Origin of the sequence: Brachybacterium paraconglomeratum, assembly GCF_003994255.1 — a bacterium.
Lineage (GTDB): Bacteria > Actinomycetota > Actinomycetes > Actinomycetales > Dermabacteraceae > Brachybacterium > Brachybacterium conglomeratum.
In genome coordinates this window covers 242,598-259,791 of the sequence record NZ_ML133854.1, presented here as the reverse complement: position 1 = coordinate 259,791, position 17,194 = coordinate 242,598, and the positions used below count along the sequence as shown (strand labels likewise).

Annotated in this window: 15 protein-coding genes; 10 read left to right on the top strand and 5 right to left on the bottom strand. The window is 70.8% G+C overall.

The window, feature by feature from the left end:
* Positions 1-87 precede the first annotated feature (87 nt).
* The 7 genes from mphO (at position 88) to rdfA (ending at position 8,972) form a co-directional block, all read left to right on the top strand.
* Positions 88-1,041 carry a macrolide 2'-phosphotransferase MphO gene (gene mphO, locus DS079_RS08695; RefSeq protein ID WP_206516150.1) on the top strand — a complete coding sequence of 318 codons (954 nt, stop codon included), beginning with the start codon at positions 88-90 and terminating at the stop codon, positions 1,039-1,041.
* Positions 1,042-1,414: 373 nt separating this feature from the next.
* Complete coding sequence (locus tag DS079_RS17610) at positions 1,415-2,410, top strand: transglycosylase family protein (RefSeq protein ID WP_126986596.1); 996 nt, start codon at positions 1,415-1,417, stop codon at positions 2,408-2,410.
* 502 nt (positions 2,411-2,912) lie between these two features.
* The gene (locus DS079_RS08685) at positions 2,913-4,352 is read left to right on the top strand and encodes an MFS transporter (RefSeq protein WP_126986594.1); all 1,440 of its coding nucleotides are present in this window, start codon (positions 2,913-2,915) and stop codon (positions 4,350-4,352) included.
* 164 nt (positions 4,353-4,516) lie between these two features.
* A complete protein-coding gene (locus DS079_RS08680; RefSeq protein ID WP_126986592.1) occupies positions 4,517-5,689 on the top strand; it encodes a Gfo/Idh/MocA family protein in 1,173 nt (390 codons plus the stop codon).
* 91 nt (positions 5,690-5,780) lie between these two features.
* Positions 5,781-6,629: a sugar phosphate isomerase/epimerase family protein gene (locus DS079_RS08675; RefSeq protein ID WP_126986590.1), complete on the top strand. Its 849-nt coding sequence runs from the start codon at positions 5,781-5,783 to the stop codon at positions 6,627-6,629.
* Positions 6,630-7,060: 431 nt separating this feature from the next.
* A complete protein-coding gene (locus DS079_RS08670) occupies positions 7,061-7,837 on the top strand; it encodes a MerR family transcriptional regulator (RefSeq protein ID WP_126986588.1) in 777 nt (258 codons plus the stop codon).
* A 304-nt stretch (positions 7,838-8,141) separates the two neighbouring features.
* Positions 8,142-8,972 (top strand): rod-determining factor RdfA, encoded by an 831-nt coding sequence (gene rdfA, locus DS079_RS08665; RefSeq protein ID WP_126986586.1) that lies wholly within the window; start codon positions 8,142-8,144, stop codon positions 8,970-8,972.
* A gap of 158 nt (positions 8,973-9,130) precedes the next feature.
* Here the strand turns inward: rdfA and DS079_RS08660 are convergent, their stop codons facing one another.
* The 3 genes from DS079_RS08660 to DS079_RS08650 form a co-directional block, all read right to left on the bottom strand.
* Positions 9,131-10,696 carry a GMC family oxidoreductase gene (locus DS079_RS08660; RefSeq protein WP_126986584.1) on the bottom strand — a complete coding sequence of 522 codons (1,566 nt, stop codon included), beginning with the start codon at positions 10,694-10,696 and terminating at the stop codon, positions 9,131-9,133.
* A complete protein-coding gene (locus DS079_RS08655) occupies positions 10,693-11,286 on the bottom strand; it encodes a hypothetical protein (protein WP_126986582.1) in 594 nt (197 codons plus the stop codon). Before DS079_RS08655 ends, DS079_RS08660 begins: the two co-directional genes overlap by 4 nt.
* A gap of 114 nt (positions 11,287-11,400) precedes the next feature.
* The gene (locus tag DS079_RS08650; RefSeq protein WP_126986580.1) at positions 11,401-12,192 is read right to left on the bottom strand and encodes an IclR family transcriptional regulator; all 792 of its coding nucleotides are present in this window, start codon (positions 12,190-12,192) and stop codon (positions 11,401-11,403) included.
* A 123-nt stretch (positions 12,193-12,315) separates the two neighbouring features.
* Between DS079_RS08650 and DS079_RS08645 the strand changes: the two genes are divergently transcribed.
* Positions 12,316-12,636: a putative quinol monooxygenase gene (locus tag DS079_RS08645; RefSeq protein WP_010550199.1), complete on the top strand. Its 321-nt coding sequence runs from the start codon at positions 12,316-12,318 to the stop codon at positions 12,634-12,636.
* Between the two features lie 229 nt (positions 12,637-12,865).
* The gene (locus DS079_RS08640) at positions 12,866-13,762 is read left to right on the top strand and encodes an SDR family NAD(P)-dependent oxidoreductase (RefSeq protein ID WP_241237599.1); all 897 of its coding nucleotides are present in this window, start codon (positions 12,866-12,868) and stop codon (positions 13,760-13,762) included.
* Positions 13,763-13,862: 100 nt separating this feature from the next.
* On the opposite strand, the gene DS079_RS08635 is transcribed toward DS079_RS08640, so the two are convergent.
* A complete protein-coding gene (locus tag DS079_RS08635) occupies positions 13,863-14,321 on the bottom strand; it encodes a dihydrofolate reductase family protein (protein ID WP_126986578.1) in 459 nt (152 codons plus the stop codon).
* A gap of 40 nt (positions 14,322-14,361) precedes the next feature.
* Positions 14,362-15,414: a tellurite resistance/C4-dicarboxylate transporter family protein gene (locus DS079_RS08630; protein ID WP_164736163.1), complete on the bottom strand. Its 1,053-nt coding sequence runs from the start codon at positions 15,412-15,414 to the stop codon at positions 14,362-14,364.
* Positions 15,415-15,588: 174 nt separating this feature from the next.
* Here DS079_RS08630 and DS079_RS08625 point away from each other — a divergent pair, with 174 nt between their 5' ends.
* Positions 15,589-17,034, top strand: coding sequence for an MDR family MFS transporter (locus tag DS079_RS08625; protein ID WP_241237598.1), 1,446 nt, complete (start codon positions 15,589-15,591; stop codon positions 17,032-17,034).
* The last annotated feature ends 160 nt before the right edge of the window (positions 17,035-17,194 follow it).

The window sequence follows — 17,194 nt, the reverse complement described above, 5'->3', positions numbered from 1 at the left end:
GGCATCGCGGCCGGCGAGCACCGGACGGGCGCACCGTCGGCCGGGAAACCGGATGACGTCGTGCGCGCGACCCGGCAGACTGCCGGGATGACCGAGACATCCCCCTCGAGCCCGTCGTCGGCCACGGCCGACGCCGGGACTCCCCCGCCCGCCGACCTCGAGCAGCTCCTCGCCCTCGCCGCCGATCACGGGCTCGATCTCCTCGGCGACTCGCTGCGCACCGAGGAGATCGGCCTCGACTTCCGCGTCGCCTTCGCCCGCTCGCGGGACGGGCAGGACTGGGTGCTGCGGATCCCCCGTCGCGCCGAGGTGCTGGCCCGCGCCGCGGTCGAGGGCCGGCTGCTCGCCCACCTCGCCCCGCACCTGGACGTCGCGATCCCCGACTGGCGGATCAACACGGAGCGCCTGATCGCCTATCCCCTCCTGCCCGGCACCCCGGGACTGACCGTCGACCCCGACGGCACGGTCCGGTGGCACCTGGACATGGCCTCGTCCGAGTACGCCCGCACTCTCGGCACCTTCCTCGCCCAGCTCCACGCCGTGGACCCGGTCGCGGCCGCCGACACCGGGATCCCGTCCCGCACTCCGGAGCAGGTCCGCGCCGGCTGGCGCGAGGACCTCGCCCGCGTCGCGGAGGCCTTCCCGATCGCGCCCGCGCTGCGGGAGCGGTGGGAGGCGTGGCTGGCAGAGGACTCCTACTGGCCGGACCGCAGCGTGCTCACCCACGGCGAGGTCTACCCCGGCCACACCCTCGTGCGCGGCGAGCGGCTCAGCGCAGTGCTCGACTGGACCACCGCCGCCGTCGGCGATCCGGCACGGGACCTGATGTTCCAGCGTTCGAGCGCGCCACCGGAGGCCTTCGAGGCGACCCTCGCCGCCTATGAGGACGGCGGCGGCGCCCTCCACCCACGGCTCGGCGAGCACGCGGAGGAGATGTTCTCCGCCTCCCCGCTCGCCTACGGCGTCTACGTGCTGGAGACCGGCGAGGAGGAGCACCGCGCCGCGGCGGCCGCCGCGCTCGACCCGCCGGACGCGGGCTGAGGCCGACGGAGGAGGCCGGCAGCACCGGGCACCGGTGCGAACCGTCCGGGGCCGCTGCCGCGAGCCCGACGGGCCGCGCGCCGCCCGCCGATCGCGCCGCAGCCCGCTGCTGTGAAGGGCGCCACAGGACGCGCCATGACTCACACCGTGCCACCCCGAACAGGAAGGTCACCGCGTCAACGCAGGTCAGCGACGCGCAGAACGTCGCTCGCCGAGTCATGCCCTCGAACCGGAAGAGTAAAACCCCGGTCAGTTCCGGGCCCGGGTCCTTGCCGCGAGGGGGCGGTGAGCCCCTACGCTGGCCGACGTCCGAAGAGGTCGAGCCGCGCCCGCCCGGGGCCGCCGACCGCCCACGACCTGAGAGGACGTCCCCTTGTCCAAGCACAGCACCCACGCCCAGCGCACTTCCCGCGCTGCCACCCTCCGCCGCGGCCTCAGCCGCTCGGCCGTCGCCGTCGCCGGCGGCGCCGTCGTCGCCTCCGGCATGATCGCCGCGACCACCACCTCCGCCTCGGCCGCCACCGGCTGGGACGAGGTCGCCGCCTGCGAGTCCGGCGGAAACTGGTCCATCAACACCGGCAACGGCTACTACGGCGGCCTGCAGTTCTCCCAGCAGACCTGGGAGGGCTTCGGCGGCACCGAGTACGCCTCGACCGCCGACCAGGCCTCGAAGAGCCAGCAGATCGCGGTCGCCGAGCGCGTCCTGGCCGTGCAGGGCAAGGGAGCCTGGCCCACCTGCGGCGTCTCGATCAACGGCGGCTCCGACACCTCGGGCGCCCCCGCGGCCGAGGAGCAGGAGGAGGCCCCCGAGCAGGAGCAGCAGGCCCCGGCCGAGGAGCAGGAGCAGCAGCAGGCTCCGGAGCCCCGCGAGTCCGACCAGCAGGCGAACCGCTCCACCGAGCGCGAGAGCACCGAGCCCCAGGGCGACTGGAGCTGCGACGGTGACGGCATCGCCGACAACTGCGACGAGAACGGCTTCACCAAGGAGACCGAGAAGAAGCAGGAGGAGCCGAAGCAGCAGGAGGCCCCGGCCGAGGAGGCTGCCCCGGCCCCGCAGGAGTCCAAGGGCGAGCCCGGCTCCAAGGCCACCGGTGACCTCTCCGTCGCCGGCACCCTCGAGGTCGACGGCAAGATGGGCCCGAAGACCATCACCGCCCTCCAGGACTGGCTGGGCGTCGAGCAGACCGGCGAGCTGGACGAGGAGACCACCCTCGCCCTGCAGGCCTGGGCCAAGACCTCGCAGGACGGCGTGATCGGCGAGGACACCGTCGCGGGCCTCCAGCACGAGGTCGGCGCCGTCCAGAACGGCTCCGACGAGATCGACGGGGACACCGTCGAGGTCCTGCAGGCCTTCCTGAACCTCTACTGATCCCCACCGCGGCCGCGCCCCGACGGGGTGATGACCGCCTGCGGCACCGCCGCACCCCTCCCGGACGGCCGGGTCGCCCCTCGTGGGCGGCCCGGCCGTCCGTCGTTCCCGTGTCAGCGCCTCCGGGACCCTGATGACGCCCGGGCGAGCGTCGCCGAGCACAATGCCTCTCGGCACACCTGAACCGACCGCCGACCCCCACCGGCAACCGTTGGCAACCGAACGAACAACCGCGGCGTGCACCCCTCGATGTGACCGATACCTCTTCGTCGCGACAAGAACATCGTCGCTGGTGAAGCTTCCGTTACTCACCAGGCAACAAGTTCGAGACCATCTGGCAACACTGCAACCTCCGGCAACATCGCCACCTCCTCCGCGCTCCTGACCAGACTCTCCACACCCCGCCTCGCCGGTCCGCCGGAGAGCACCGCGATCAGAGCAGCCCGCACCCCCGCGCATGCCGCTCTCGCGACTCAAGGATGAGCCCGAAGGAGCTTCGACGATGAGCACCACCGCAGCGACACCCCAACAGAAGAAGGACATCAGGCCGTTCAGCTGGCGCGACAAACTCGGCTACATGTTCGGCGACTGGGGGAACGACTTCACGTTCCTCCTCCAGTCCACGTTCTTCATGATCTTCTACACGAACGTCATGGGCATCAGCGCCGCCCACGTGGGCACTCTGCTCTTCGTCGCGCGCATCCTCGACGCGTTCACCGACATCGGCGCCGGGCGTCTGATCGACACCCTGAAGCCCGGTCGCTCCGGCCGCTTCAAGCCCTGGCTGCTGCGGATCATGGTCCCGGTGACCATCACGGCGTTCCTGATGTTCTCGCCCTTCGTGGCCGACGGCGCCTACGGCACCCGCCTGGCCTGGATGATCGCCACCTACATCCTGTGGGGCTCGGTCTTCTACACCCTGATCAACATCCCCTACGGCTCCATGGCCTCGGTGATCTCCAACGATCCCGGCCACCGCGCCTCGTTGTCCGTGTTCCGCTCCCTCGGCGGCACCCTCGCGAACCTCGCGATCTCCGTGCTCCTGCCGCTGGTCGTCTTCGTCCAGGTCTCCGGCCAGTCGGAGATGTCCGGGACCCGGATGATGTGGGCCGCCCTCGGCTGCGGCGTCCTCGCCGTGATCTGCTACCTGCTGTGCTTCGTGAACGTCGAGGAGCGCATCACCACCCCGCCGAAGCAGAAGGAGCAGCGCCAGGGCCTCGGCCAGGCGCTCGGCTCGATGCTCACCAACCGCAGCCTCACCGGCCTGATCGCCACCGCCCTGTTCATGCTGGTCGCCTTCATGATGCTCGGCGGCATGATGCCGTACATGCTCAACGAGTACTTCAACGACGGTCAGCTCCTGAGCCTGGTGAACTTCGTGGGCCTCGCCCCCACCCTGCTGCTGGTCCCCGTCGCCTCGAAGCTCGCCAAGACGTTCGGCAAGAAGGAGGTCGGCGCCGTCGGCCTGATCCTCGGAGTGATCTCCGGCGTGCTGCTGTTCGTGATCCGCACCGACAGCCCCTACGTGTTCATGGTCGGCTACGCGCTGCTGATGCTCGGCGTCTCCGCGCTGAACATCCTCATCTGGGCGTTCATCACCGATGTGATCGACCTGCAGGAGATCCGCACCGGCGAGCGCAACGACGCGACCGTGTACGGCATGTACTCCTGGTCCCGCAAGCTCGGCCAGGCGATCGCCGGCGGTCTCGTCGGCTGGGCGCTCGGCTGGATCGGCTACCAGTCCGGCGGCGTGGAGCAGAGCCAGTCCGTGCTCGACGGCATCTACACCCTCGGCACCCTCGTCCCCGCCCTGCTGCTGCTGGTCTCGCTGCTGGCCCTCGTCTTCTGGTACCCGCTGACCAAGAAGCGGGTCGACGAGAACGTCGCGATCCTCGAGGAGCGTCACGCGGCGACCGCCGCCTCGGCGACCGAGCAGGCCTGATCCCCGTGCATCGGCGGCCCCGGTCACGGGTCTGCCGACGCATATAGGCTCGATGAAGAGGGAGAGCGCGTTCCTCCTCCCCTCCCTCCCCTCGCTCCTCGGTCCCACCAGATCCATCCGCGTCCCCTCCCGGGAGCGTGGCACCACCACAGAACGGAGACACCATGTCGGAGAAGAACGTCCGCCTCGGCATCATCGGATTCGGCGCCCAGGGCGGCATGTACGCCGGCCTCCTGGCCGACGGGAAGATCGCGGGCATGACGCTCGGCGCCATCGCCGACACCGATCCCGCGAAGAAGGACGCCGCCGCCGAGAAGCACGCCGGCACCCCCTTCTACGACGACTACGTCGCGATGGTGGACTCCGGGGATGTCGACGCCGTGGTCACCACCGTGCCGCACTACCTCCACCCCGAGATGACGATCACCGCGATCGGCAAGGGCATCCACACCCTCACCGAGAAGCCCGCGGGCGTCTACACCAAGCAGGTCGAGGAGATGAACGCCTTCGCGGCCGAGCATCCCGAGACCACCTTCGCCATCATGTTCAACCAGCGCACCAACCCGGTCTACACCGACCTCAAGGCGCTGATCGAGTCCGGCGAGCTCGGCAGGCTGCGCCACACCTCCTGGATCATCACCTCGTGGTGGCGCCCGCAGGGCTACTACGACCAGTCCGAGTGGCGCGCGACCTGGGGCGGCGAGGGCGGCGGCGTGCTCGTCAACCAGGCTCCCCACCAGCTGGACCTGTGGCAGTGGCTCGCCGGCGCCCCGAAGAAGGTCTTCGCGAAGCTCGCCTTCGGCTTCCAGCGCGACATCGCCACCGAGGACGAGGTCAACGCGCTCGTCGACTTCGGCGAGGGCGTCACCGGCCACTTCATGACCTCGACCAACGACATCATCGGCACCGACCGCCTCGAGCTGCTGTTCGACAAGGGCAAGGTCGTCGTCGACAAGTCGAACAAGGTCACCGTCTACCGCCTGTCGGAGGACGAGCGCAGCCTCAGCGACAAGATGACCATGCAGGACGTGGCCAAGCTGTTCCGCGGCGAGATGGATCCCTCCTCGCTGTACACCGTCGAGGAGAAGACCTACGAGTCGGCCTGGGGCCAGCAGCACATCGACGTCCTCACCAACTTCGCGGCGCACGTCAACGACGGCACCCCGCTGATCGCCGACGGCGCCGAGGGCATCAACGGCGTGCGCCTGGCCTCCGGCATGCAGCTGTCGGCCTGGACCGGCCGCGAGATCGACCTCGTGGACTACCCGGCCGAGGAGTACCTCTCCGAGCTCAACAAGCGCATCGAGGAGGAGGGGAAGTTCCCCACCCGCTCCTGAGCGCTCGTCCTGCGGCCCGGCGTCGACGTCCCGTCGGCCCGGGCCGCGCCCGCACCACCACCGCCACCGCACTCTTCGAAGGAGAACACCCATGCCCGTCCTCGGACTCCAGCTCATGATGCTCAAGGATCAGATCGACGAGAAGGGGATGTACGAGGTCCTGCGCCAGGTGCGCGAGCTCGACATCGATGCCGTCGAGGTCTCCCAGGTGGAGATGACCGACGAGCTCATCGACGACCTCGTGCGCGGCAAGGCTGACCTCGGCGTCGAGACCGCCGCGATGAGCGTCTCGATCGCCCCGGGCGGCAACGGCTTCGCGCTCGAGACCGAGTTCGACCGCGCCGTCGAGGCGTGCGAGAAGACCGGTGCGCGCTTCCTGCGCATCGGCATGATGCCGTTCTCGGCGATGACCTCGAAGCAGGCGGTCGAGGACTGGGCGGCCTCCGTCGAGCCCTATGCGGCCCGTCTCGCGGAGAAGGGGATCACGCTCTGCTACCACAACCACCACGTGGACCTCATCCAGTTCGACGGCGAGCGGATCTTCGACATCGTGCGCCGCGTCGCCCCCTCGCTGCTGTTCGAGGTGGACCTGCACTGGGTCCAGCGCGGCGGCATGGCTCCGCTGGACATGCTCGAGGCCTACACCGGCGCCTGCAAGCTCATCCACGTCAAGGACTTCCGCGTCGCGCCGATGCCCGAGGACGCCGTGAAGCGCTTCGACGCCGGCGAGATGGACATGAAGGAGTTCTACGGGACCTTCCTCTCCCTCGGACAGTTCGCCGAGGTGGGCCAGGGAAACATGAACTGGCCCGCACTGCTGCCCGCCGCGGAGAAGGCCGGCGCCGAGTACTTCCTCATCGAGCAGGACGACACCTACGGCCGCGACCCGATCGACTGCATCCGCGAGTCCCGCGAGTACCTGAGGTCCATCGGCTACTGAGCCGCGGTCGCCCGCCGGGCGACTCGTCACTCCGGCCTGACGCGCACGCCCCGGACCCAGCTGCATGACGTGGGCCCGCCTTCACAATCGGGACTCAGGCGGCACGCCGCAGCGATGAGCTCCTTGACGTGCCACTTGAGTCCCCTTTCTGCAGACGCCTCCCCCACGACGCCCGCCGTCCGTGCCCCGCACGGTCCGGCGGGCGTCGTCGTCCCCGCGGGGCTCGCCCCGGCCCTCTCGCACGGCCCGGGTTCCGCCGTCGACCCGGGTCCCTCCCCCAACCCAGGTCCCTCCCCCGGCCCAGGTCCACCTCTTCGCCCGGCCCGCGTCGCGGCCCCGGCGAAGATTCTTCTTCCGCCCCCTTGCGCTTGACGCGACGTCAAGGGGAATGATCGTCATCGCACCGAAGGAGACCGTCGAGAGGAGGAGCCATGGAGTCGCCACGGCACCCGGCCCGGGAGTGGTCGATCCAGGAGATCGTCCGCAGCACCGGCGTCACCAGCCGCACCCTGCGCCACTACCAGCAGGTGGGGCTGCTCACCCCGAGCCGCACCGGTCACGGCGGGCAGAGGTTCTACGACGGCGCGGCCCTGCTGCGTCTGCAGCGGATCCTCGTCCTGCGCGAGCTGGGGCTCGGGCTTCCCGAGATCGGCCGCGTGCTCGACGAGCAGGTCGAGACGGTCTCCGCGCTGCGGGCGCATGCCGCGCAGCTCGAGCGGGAGCAGGAGCGCCTGTCCCGCATCGTCGCCTCGGTGCAGTCCACGATCCGGATTCTCGAGACAGGAGGAGAGCTCATGACGGACACGATGTTCGACGGATTCGACCACACGCAGCACCGCGAGGAGGTCGAGGAGAGGTGGGGCGAGCAGGCCTACGCCGATTCCGACCGGTGGTGGCGCTCGCTGAGCGACACGGAGAAGGAGGGCTTCCGCGAGGAGGTCGACGCCCTGGTGGCAGGCTTCGCCGACACCTCGGCGCGCGAGCTGCCCGCGGAGCACGAGGAAGTCCAAGCGCTGACGGCCCGGTTGTACACCTGGATCAGCGCGGGATGGGGCGGGAAGCGGCCCGGTGCCGAGGCCTTCGTCGGCATCGGCGACATGTACGTCGCCGATCCCCGCTTCGGGGCGACCTTCACGGTCGACGGCCGGCCCTTCGCCGAGCACGTCCGCGACGCGATGACGGTCTACGCACTCGAGCACCTCGAGTGATGACCCGCCCGCAGGGGCCCGGACGCCGAGAGGCGTCCGGGCCACTGTCGCGTCGCGCGGCGCCCGGCGACGGGCGGGCTTGTCCCGTGTCGGCGCACCGCGCAGCGGGAGCGCGTCCTCGTGCCCCGACCGTCGGACAGCGCGCTCCCCCGGGGCACAGCACCTCGCACACGACTCACACCGTTACCATTTCGTGATTCGTCCCACGCCGTCGGCGCTGTGACCGGCTTCCTGGGCGGTTCCGGAACGCGGCACCAGGGTTCGGGGCGTACCGTCGCCCGGGCCAACGATCCCAGGAGGCACAGTGAAGGTCCGAAGCACCTCAGCCCTGCGGCGCACCCTCGCCGCGCTCACGCTCACCGCCGCGCTCGGTCTGACCGCCGCGTGCAGCGGCGGGCAGGACGATCCCTCGCAGGCGTCCGACGGCGGCGGCCAGGCGGCACCGGCCGCCTCCGACGGCGGCGGCCAGGCGGCTCCGGGCGCGTCCGACGGCGGCGGCGCGGCCGGCGACCCGCAGGCCCAGGAGGCCGATGTCTCCGACGTGCCCGAGGTCGTCGCGACCGTCAACGGCACGGAGATCACCAAGGACGACTTCGTCCAGACCTACCAGTCCCAGTACCAGCAGATGGCGATGCAGCAGCAGGCCGGCGGGCAGGCGCCCGACGAGGAGCAGCTGAAGACCCAGGTCGCCGAGCAGCTCGTGAACAACGAGCTGCTGCGCCAGGGGGCCGAGGACGCGGGCATCAAGGCCAGCGACAAGGACATCGACACCACCCTCGACGAGATCGCGAAGCAGAGCGGTCTGGGCTCGGGGGACGAGGTGGTCAGCGCCCTCGAGCAGCAGGGCATCTCCGCGGAGCAGGTCCGCCAGGACGCCGCCTCGCAGTTCGCGATCACGACCTACATCGAGCAGGAGGCCGACATCGCCGAGCCGAGCGACGAGGAGCTGAAGGCCCAGTACGACGCGTTGGTCGAGCAGCAGTCCGCCGCCGGCGGCTCCGCCGAGGAGGTCCCCTCCTTCGAGGAGATGAAGGACCAGCTCGCCCAGCAGGCCACCATGCAGCAGCAGAACGAGGCCGCCACCGAGATCGCCGGGAAGCTGCGCGAGTCAGGGGACGTCACCATCAACGTGTGACCCTCGCGCAGGGTCGGGCGATCGCCGGTCCGGCATCGACACGCACAACGAGAGGCAGATCTCGACCGGTATCTCTTCTCGATACCGGTCGAGATCTGCCTCTCGATTCCTGAAGGGGCCCGGCGGGGCTGCCCCGCCCGGACCCGGCCCGCTCCGGATCAGACGGTGCCGGCGCGGAGCGACTCGGCGATGTGCTCGGCCTGACGGATCGCGAGCGCCACGATCGTCAGCGTCGGGTTCGCCGCGGCGCCGGTGGTGAACTGCGAGCCGTCCGAGACGAACAGGTTCGGCACGTCGTGCGCCCGACCGAAGCGGTCCACGACCCCGTCCTCCGGCCGCTCGCTCATGCGGCACGTGCCCAGGTTGTGGGTCGAGGGGTACGGCGGGGTGCGGTGCGTGTCCACCGCGCCGACGGCCTCGTACAGCGCCTCGGCCCTGCCGTAGGCGTGCTCGCGCATGGCGAGGTCGTTGGGGTGGTCGTCGAAGTGGACGCTCGCAACCGGCAGTCCGTGCTGGTCCGTGACGGTGGCGTCGAGCGTGACGGCGTTGGACTCCTGGGGCATGTCCTCCCCCACCAGCCAGCAGCCGGCGGTGTTCTCGTAGGCGTCCACCAGCCGGGTGAAGCTCGGCCCCCAGGCGCCAGGCTCGACGAAGCTCGCCATGAAGGCAGGGCCCAGCGAGATCGTCTGGATGTAGTAGCCGCCGGCGAAGCCGCGCGAGGGATCGTGCACGGACTCGTCGCTGATGTTCCCGGCCATGGTCTCGCCGCGGTACATGTGCACCGGCTTGTCGAACTGCGCGTACACGCTGCCGGTCATGTGGCGCATGTAGTTGCGGCCCACGAGGCCGGAGGAGTTCGCGAGCCCGTCGGGGAACAGCGACGAGGAGCTCAGGTGCAGCAGGCGCGGCGTCTCGATCGCGTTGCCGGCGACGCACACGAGCTTCGCGGCCTGGCGGTGCAGGTTCCCCTCGGCGTCGAGGTAGAGCACCGCGTCGACCCGTCCCGTCCGGTCGTGCAGGATCTGCGCGACGTGCGAGTCCGGGCGCAGGTCGAGCTTCCCCGTGGCGAGGGCGCGAGGGATCTCGCGCACCATCGTCGACCACTTCGCGCCGCTCTTGTCGCCCTGGAAATTGAAGCCGTCCTGGACCGAGGCGGGACGGCCGTCATAGGGCTCGGCGTTGGTGCCGTAGGGGCCGGTGGCGTAGTGGCGGTAGCCGAGCTTCTCGGCGCCGGCGGCGAGGACCTTGTAGTTGTTGTTCGCCGGCAGAGGCGGTCGGCCTCCGCGGTGGGTGGAGCCGATCGCGTCCTCGGCGCGGGTGTAGTACGGCTCGAGCTCCTCGTAGGTCAGCGGCCAGTCCATCAGGCTCGCGCCGTCGATTCGGCCGTAGGTGCTGCGAGTGCGGAACTCGTGCGGCTTGAAGCGCGGGGTCGCCCCGGACCAGTGGGTGGTGGTGCCGCCGACGGCCTTGACGATCCAGGCCGGCAGGTTCGGGAAGTCCTTCGCGATGCGCCAGCTGCCGGAGGTGGTGCGGGTGTCGGCCCACGCCATCTGGTCGAAGGCGGCCCATTCGAGGTTCATGTAGTCCTCGCCGCGCAGGTACGGGCCGGCCTCGAGCAGCACGCACTCGATGCCCGCCTTGGTCAGCTCGTAGGCGAGGGTGCCGCCGCCGGCGCCCGACCCGATGATGACGACGGCCTCGATGGAGTGGTCGATGCTGCTCATGCCTGCTGCCCCTTCGTCCCGCGGCCGGTGCGTCCGGCGCGTGCCCTGCTCTGTCCTGCCGGGACGGCGGCGCCCCGGACGCTCTTCGTGGTCGCCCCGCGGGGGAGATCGGAGACGACCTCCACCAGCGGCTCCCCGTCGTACTCCTCGATCCGCGGATCCGGCAGCCAGTCCAGATCGTCGAATCCGCGGTGGAGGTAGCCGCCCTTCTCGAAGGACGGTCCCTCGTAGCCGATCACCTCCCAGACCTCCTCGTCCTCGTAGAGGCTGACCACGACGGTCTGCCGCACGAAGCCGAAGAAGGTCGTGTGCTGGATGCGCAGCAGCAGCGGCAGCGCCTCCTCGGGGCTCAGCTCGGCGAAGCGGCCGTCCGCGAGGGCCTCGAGGGAGTCGAGGCCGTGGGCGAGCTTGACCCGCATCCACGCGCTCTCCTCCGCGGCGCAGCGGACGGTGTCCGCGGCCCGCCGGTAGGCCGTCTCCGGCACGCGCTCGTGCGGGAACGCGGCCTTGATCAGGGCGGTGAGCGTCGCCTCCGCCTCGTCGGTTCCTTCGATCTCGTTCACGGCCTCGTCGCCGTCCGGTGCGCTCATGGCGTCTCCTTCCCACTGCATCCTCGTCAGTGACCTGAGCCACACGATAGGCAGGGGCTGCGGCGAGCGCACAGCGCCGTTATCACCGGGCGAGAACGCCGACGGGTGCCGCGGTCAGTGGGCCTGCGCGCCCAGACGATAGGCGCGCCCGGCGCGGGAGGCGCAGGCCCGCACCCGGTCCTCGACATGGCGGAGACGCCCCTCGTAGGCGGCGACCGGCGCGGAGACCGCGACGGTGCCCAGCAGCATCCCGTCGTCGGCCTTGATCGTCGCGGCGAGGCAGCTGGAGCCGGGCACGAACTCCTGGTGCTCCCAGGCGATGCCGCGCTCGGCGATCTCGGCGAGCTGGCGGCGCAGCTCCCCCGGGTCTACGAGGGTGCGGTCGGTGTGGGCACGCAGGGGCCCTGCCAGGTACTCCTCCTGCTCCTCGGGAGCGAGGGAGGCGAGCCCCGCCTTCCCGAAGGCGGTCGCGTGCGGGCTCTCGTGGAAGCCGAAGCCGAGCGGGGACAGCCGCGGAGCTTGCGGCGAGTCGGAGACGTGCACGACGACGAAGTCGGTGCCGCGGTGGATCGCGAGATAGGCGGACATGCCCAGGTCACGATGCATGGCGTGGACCTCCTCGCGCACGGAGCGCGGGATGCCGAGATCGTCATGGAGGCCGACGGCCAGGCGGTGCAGCTTGTAGCCCAGTGCGAAGCGCTTCTCCGTGCGCAGGTGCACGAGGTACTCGGAGCGGATCAGCTCCTGCGCGATCCGATACACCGTGGGCAGCGGGATCGAGGTCGCCTCGGAGATCCTGCGCGCGGTGCTGCTGCCGTGCTCCGCCACCGCTTCCAGCACCGCGATCGCCCGGGCGACCTGGCCGCCCTGGTCCTGGGCCGCTCGGCCTGTGTCGTTCGAGGTCATCGTCGTCCTCCTTCCGGCGACCATTGTGCCCGAGCCCTGCTTCTTGCCCTGCGAGAATCGAGGTTCCCCGCGCGTGCCGGATACGGCAGGCTGGTCCCGTCACCTCTCAGAAAGGACCCGACGATGATCCTCATCAACGTGAAGTTCCCTGTGAAGCCCGAGTTCGCCGACCGCTGGCCCGAGATCGCGAGCGAGTTCACCGAGAGCACGCTCGCCGAGCCGGGCAACCTGTGGTTCGAGTGGTCGCGCAGCGTCAAGGAGCCCAGCACCTACGTGCTCATCGAGGCGTTCACCGACGAGGGCGCCGGCCCGCACGTGGACTCCCCGCACTTCAAGAAGATGCAGGAGGAGTTCCCGCAGTACCTCACGGCGACGCCGCAGATCATCTCCCACCAGATCGACAGCGACGGCTGGGGGCCGATGGGCGAGATCACCGTCGACTGACGGCGGCGGGAGCTGCCGGCGGAGCGGCTCCTCCTGCCTCCCGGGCAGGGACGCCCGTCACCACGACGGGCCGATGCGGGGGCGTCCACCGAGCGGTGGGCGCCCCCGCCGCGTCGTCCTGCCGACGGCTCCGTGCCGTCGCCCCTCGGGCGCCCGCGCATCGATCTGCCGGGGCGCGTCCCGCGCTTCTCACGGGACGAGAGGAGATGTTGCCTGGGTCACACGCGCGTTGGTCTCCTGGCCGCGGCGGCCCGACGGACGCGCCGCCGGAACTCGAGGAGGAGTCACCATAAGCACCACCGCGAACGACCGCTCGACCGTCGAGGCCGCCCGGGAGAAGGCGCCGGAGGGGCAGAGGGTCGCCGTCGTCACCGGCGCGGCCCGCGGCATCGGCGAGGCCATCGCCCAGCGCCTGGGCCGCGACGGCCTGCACGTGATCGTCGCCGACCTGCCCTCGATGCAGGAGGGCGTCGCCTCCACCGTCGAGGCGATCACCTCCGCAGGTGGCGCCGCCACCGCCGCCGAGACCGACGTCACCGAGGAGGCCTCGGTGCAGGCGCTGGTCGAGACCGCCGTCGAGGCGGGCGGGCACCTGGACGTGTTCGTCGCCAACGCCGGGATCGCGCAGGTTCAGGAGCTCATCGACTACGACGCCGCCGACTTCCAGAAGATCCTCGACGTCAACGTCACCGGGGTCTTCAACTCCTACCGCCAGGCCGCGCGGCAGATGATCGCTCAGGGCCACGGCGGCAAGATCATCGGCGCCGCCTCGATCGTCGCCTTCCGCCCCTTCGCACTGCTGGGCCCCTACTCGGCCACCAAGTGGGCGGTGCGGGGCCTCACGCAGGCCGCGGCGATGGAGTGGGCCGAGCACGGCATCACGGTGAACGCCTACGGCCCGGGCATCGTCGGCACCGCGATGTGGGACCTGATCGACGAGAAGCTCGCGGCAAAGCACGGCCAGCAGAGGGGCGAGGCGCTCGAGGAGAATGCTCGCTCGATCCACCTGGGCAGGGTCTCCGTGCCGGAGGACGTCGCGGCGATGGTCTCCTACCTGGCGGGTCCCGACTCGGACTACGTCACCGGGCAGACGATGCTCGTCGACGGCGGCATCCAGTTCAGCTGAGCGCCGCTCCGGCGGCGGACGGGGTCCGCAGGAGGGCGGGCCGACGGGTCCGGGTGCTCAGCCCCGGCCGGCGGGAGCGCCGCTGCGGCGGCCGGCGGGATCAGGACCCGTCGGCCGCCCCGCGGTCCCAGGCGGTGCCGGGCGGCCGCTCGAGGTGGGTCGGCGCGTACTCGAGCAGCTGCAGGCCGCCCTCGAAGGTGCGTGCGGCGAGCAGCTCGAGGGAGAAGTCCTCGAACTGCTCCCCGATCCGCTCGAGGCCGGTGCGGCCGGTGATGACGGGGAAGAGCACCACCCGGAAGCGGTCCACGAGCTCGGCCCTCATGAGCGCGTGGCCGAGGCTCAGGCTGCCGCTGAGCACCAGCGGCCTCGTCGCCTCCGCCTTCATCGCCCGCACCGCCTCGGCGGCGTCGGTGCTGACGAGGGTCGTGTTCTGCCAGTCCAGGGGCTCGCTGAGCGTGGAGGAGAAGACGGCCTCGGGCGCCCGTCCCCTCTGGGCGAACGTCTCCTTCTCGTCCTCGGAGACGTCGAGCTCCTCCGCCTGCGCCGCCAGGCCCGACATCAGGGCGGCGGCGGACGTGAAGGGGCGGGACGGCGAGCCGTCAGCGACGGGACGCGGCCAGAGCCCGCGCGAGGACGAGCACCAGACCCCCGGCGACCGCGGCCCAGGCGAGCACGGCCACGACGAGGCCCACCTCACCGACGGCCTCGGCGAGGGGCAGGTGCTCGCTCCGCCCCAGCCGCATCGAGGCGACGGCGAACATGCCCAGCGGGAACACCATCGACCACAGCGCCGGCTCGTACCGCAGCGGCACGCGGTGGACGAGATGGCGCCACACCCCGGCGCCGACCAGCAGCGGGATCTGCCACAGCGCGAAGCACCAGAAGATCACCACGGTCCCACCGATCAGCCCCCGCGCCGCCTCCACCATCGGCACCGGCGGCATCTCGTAGATCGCGGTGCCGGCGACGACGGCGATCGCGAGCGCCCCCATCGAGACCCAGTAGGTGGGCTGGAACTGCTCCGGGGTGATCCCGAAGTGCACGACCCTCAGGATCACCAGCACGGCGATCCCCGCGTACAGGATCGTCCCCACCGACCAGGCCATCACGGTCAGCGCGCCGAGCAGATGCGCGGCGTCCCCGTCGGGCGGCCGCACGCCGGAGAGGCCGACGGCGAGCGACTGGGAGGCCACCGACCACACGAACCAGCTGCCGTCGGTGCGCTCGAGGATCCGGCCGCCGTCGCGGGTCATCAGCACCTGCCAGGGCATCACGTAGCCGAGCACCGCCCAGATCGCCGCGCCGAGCATCAGCAGGGCGAGGGCCGCGCCGCCGGCCCCCTCGGCCTGGAGGCCGACGGCGAGCACGCTCGCGGCGGCCACGATCGTGAAGAACCCGAAGGCGCGCTCGGGGCTGCGGGCGTCGGCACGCATCCGCGCGCGGTGCCGCAGGGCGCGCAGCGCGAAGAGCACGACGAGCACCGCCGCGGCGACGAGGGCGAGGACCAGCAGCGCACGGGCCGCCGCCCCGAAGCCCGTCATCCCCAGGCCGACGGAGACGATCCCGCTCGCCATCACGAGGGCGAAGTACCCGGGGGCGAGGGAGGCGATCGACTCGTCGGCGCGCACGAGGAGGGAGGAGGGGGCGGACACCGCTCCATTGTGCGATGAGCGCGGCCGGATGAGGCATGCACCTCCCTCCGCAGACCTTGCACTCAGTGCAACTTTCGACCTACTGTGCTGGAGGCGGTCGAGACCGCCGACCGCGTCGAGCGGGGACGAGCGGAGAGGGGCCAGGTGGCGATCGAGACGAGAGAGGTGCCCGCCGTGAGCGGCGAGACGAACGGCAGGACGGCAGGCTCCGGGGGCCCGGCCCCGGTGCAGGTGAACCCGAACATCGTGATGGCGGTGCTGCTCACCGGCGCCTTCGTCATCATCCTGAACCAGACGCTGCTGAACACGGCGCTGCCGGCGTTCATGGCGGACTTCGGCATCACCGCGAATGCAGCCCAGTGGGTGACCACGCTGTTCATGCTGGTCAACGGGATCATGATCCCCGCGACGGCGTTCCTGATCCAGAAGTTCTCCACCCGCACGATGTTCTTCGCGGCGATGGGGATCTTTGCGCTGGGCACGCTCATCTGCGCGGTCGCGCCGGTGTACGCGGTGCTCCTGGTGGGCCGCGTGGTGCAGGCCGCCAGCGGCGGCATGATCATGCCGCTGATGCAGACGATCCTCTTCGCGATCTTCCCGATCCACCGTCGCGGCACGGCGATGGGCACCTTCGGCCTCGTGATCTCCTTCGCCCCGGCGATCGGCCCGACCCTGTCGGGCTTCATCGTGGACCACTGGTCCTGGCGGGTGCTGTTCGTGATGATGCTGCCGATCACGCTCGGCGCGCTGATCTTCGCCCATCTCACGCTGCGCAACGTCACCGAGCAGACGGATCCCCGTCTCGACGTGCCCTCCCTGATCCTGTCGACCTTCGGCTTCGGAGGCCTGCTGTTCGGCTTCTCCACGGCGGGCACCTCCGGCTGGGCGAGCGCGCAGGTGATCGCGCCGCTGGCCGTCGGCGTGGTCGCGCTGGTGTGGTTCGTGCGGCGCCAGCTGCGGATCGAGGAGCCGCTGCTGCAGCTGCGGATCCTGCGCAACCCGATGTTCACCCTCGGCACCGTGCTGGGCATGCTGGTGTTCATGGCGATGATCGGCGGCATGCTGATGATCCCGCTGTTCATGCAGAACATGAGCGACTTCTCCGCAATGGAGTCGGGGATGGTGCTGCTGCCGGGCGCGGTCATCATGGGCGTCATGTCCCCGGTGACGGGCCGGATCTTCGACCGCTTCGGCGCCCGGGTGCTCGCGATCGTCGGCTTCGCGCTGCTGGCGTCGATGAGCCTGCTGCTGGCGCGGCTCACCCCGGAGACCTCCTTCGCCTACATCGCGATCGTCAACTCGGTGCGGATGCTGGGCACCGCGATGGTGATCATGCCGGTCACCACAGCGGCGCTGAACCAGCTGCCACAGCCCCTCATCCCGCACGGCGCCGCTGTGAACAACACCCTGCGCCAGATCGCCGCCTCGGTCGGCACCGCCGTGCTGGTCACCGTGATGACGGTCGCCGCGCTGGACCCGGCCGAGCACGGGGTCGAGGGCCAGATCCACGGCGTCAACGTCGCGTTCGACGTCTCCGCAGGGATCGCCGCGCTGGGCCTCGTCGCGGCGTTCTTCCTGCGCAACTCGAAGCCGGCCGAGGTCGCCGACCCCGAGAGCTGATCCCGGCACCTCCGGTCCGCCGCTCGGCGAGTCCCCTCCCTGCGACCCCGTCGACCCGTCCCGGTCGGCGGGGTCGCCGCATGCCTGGCCGCCGAGGTCGCCGCTTCCCCGACCCGCCGCGTCGCGGCCGGCCCGATGGACGAGCTCCCGTCGGCCAGGC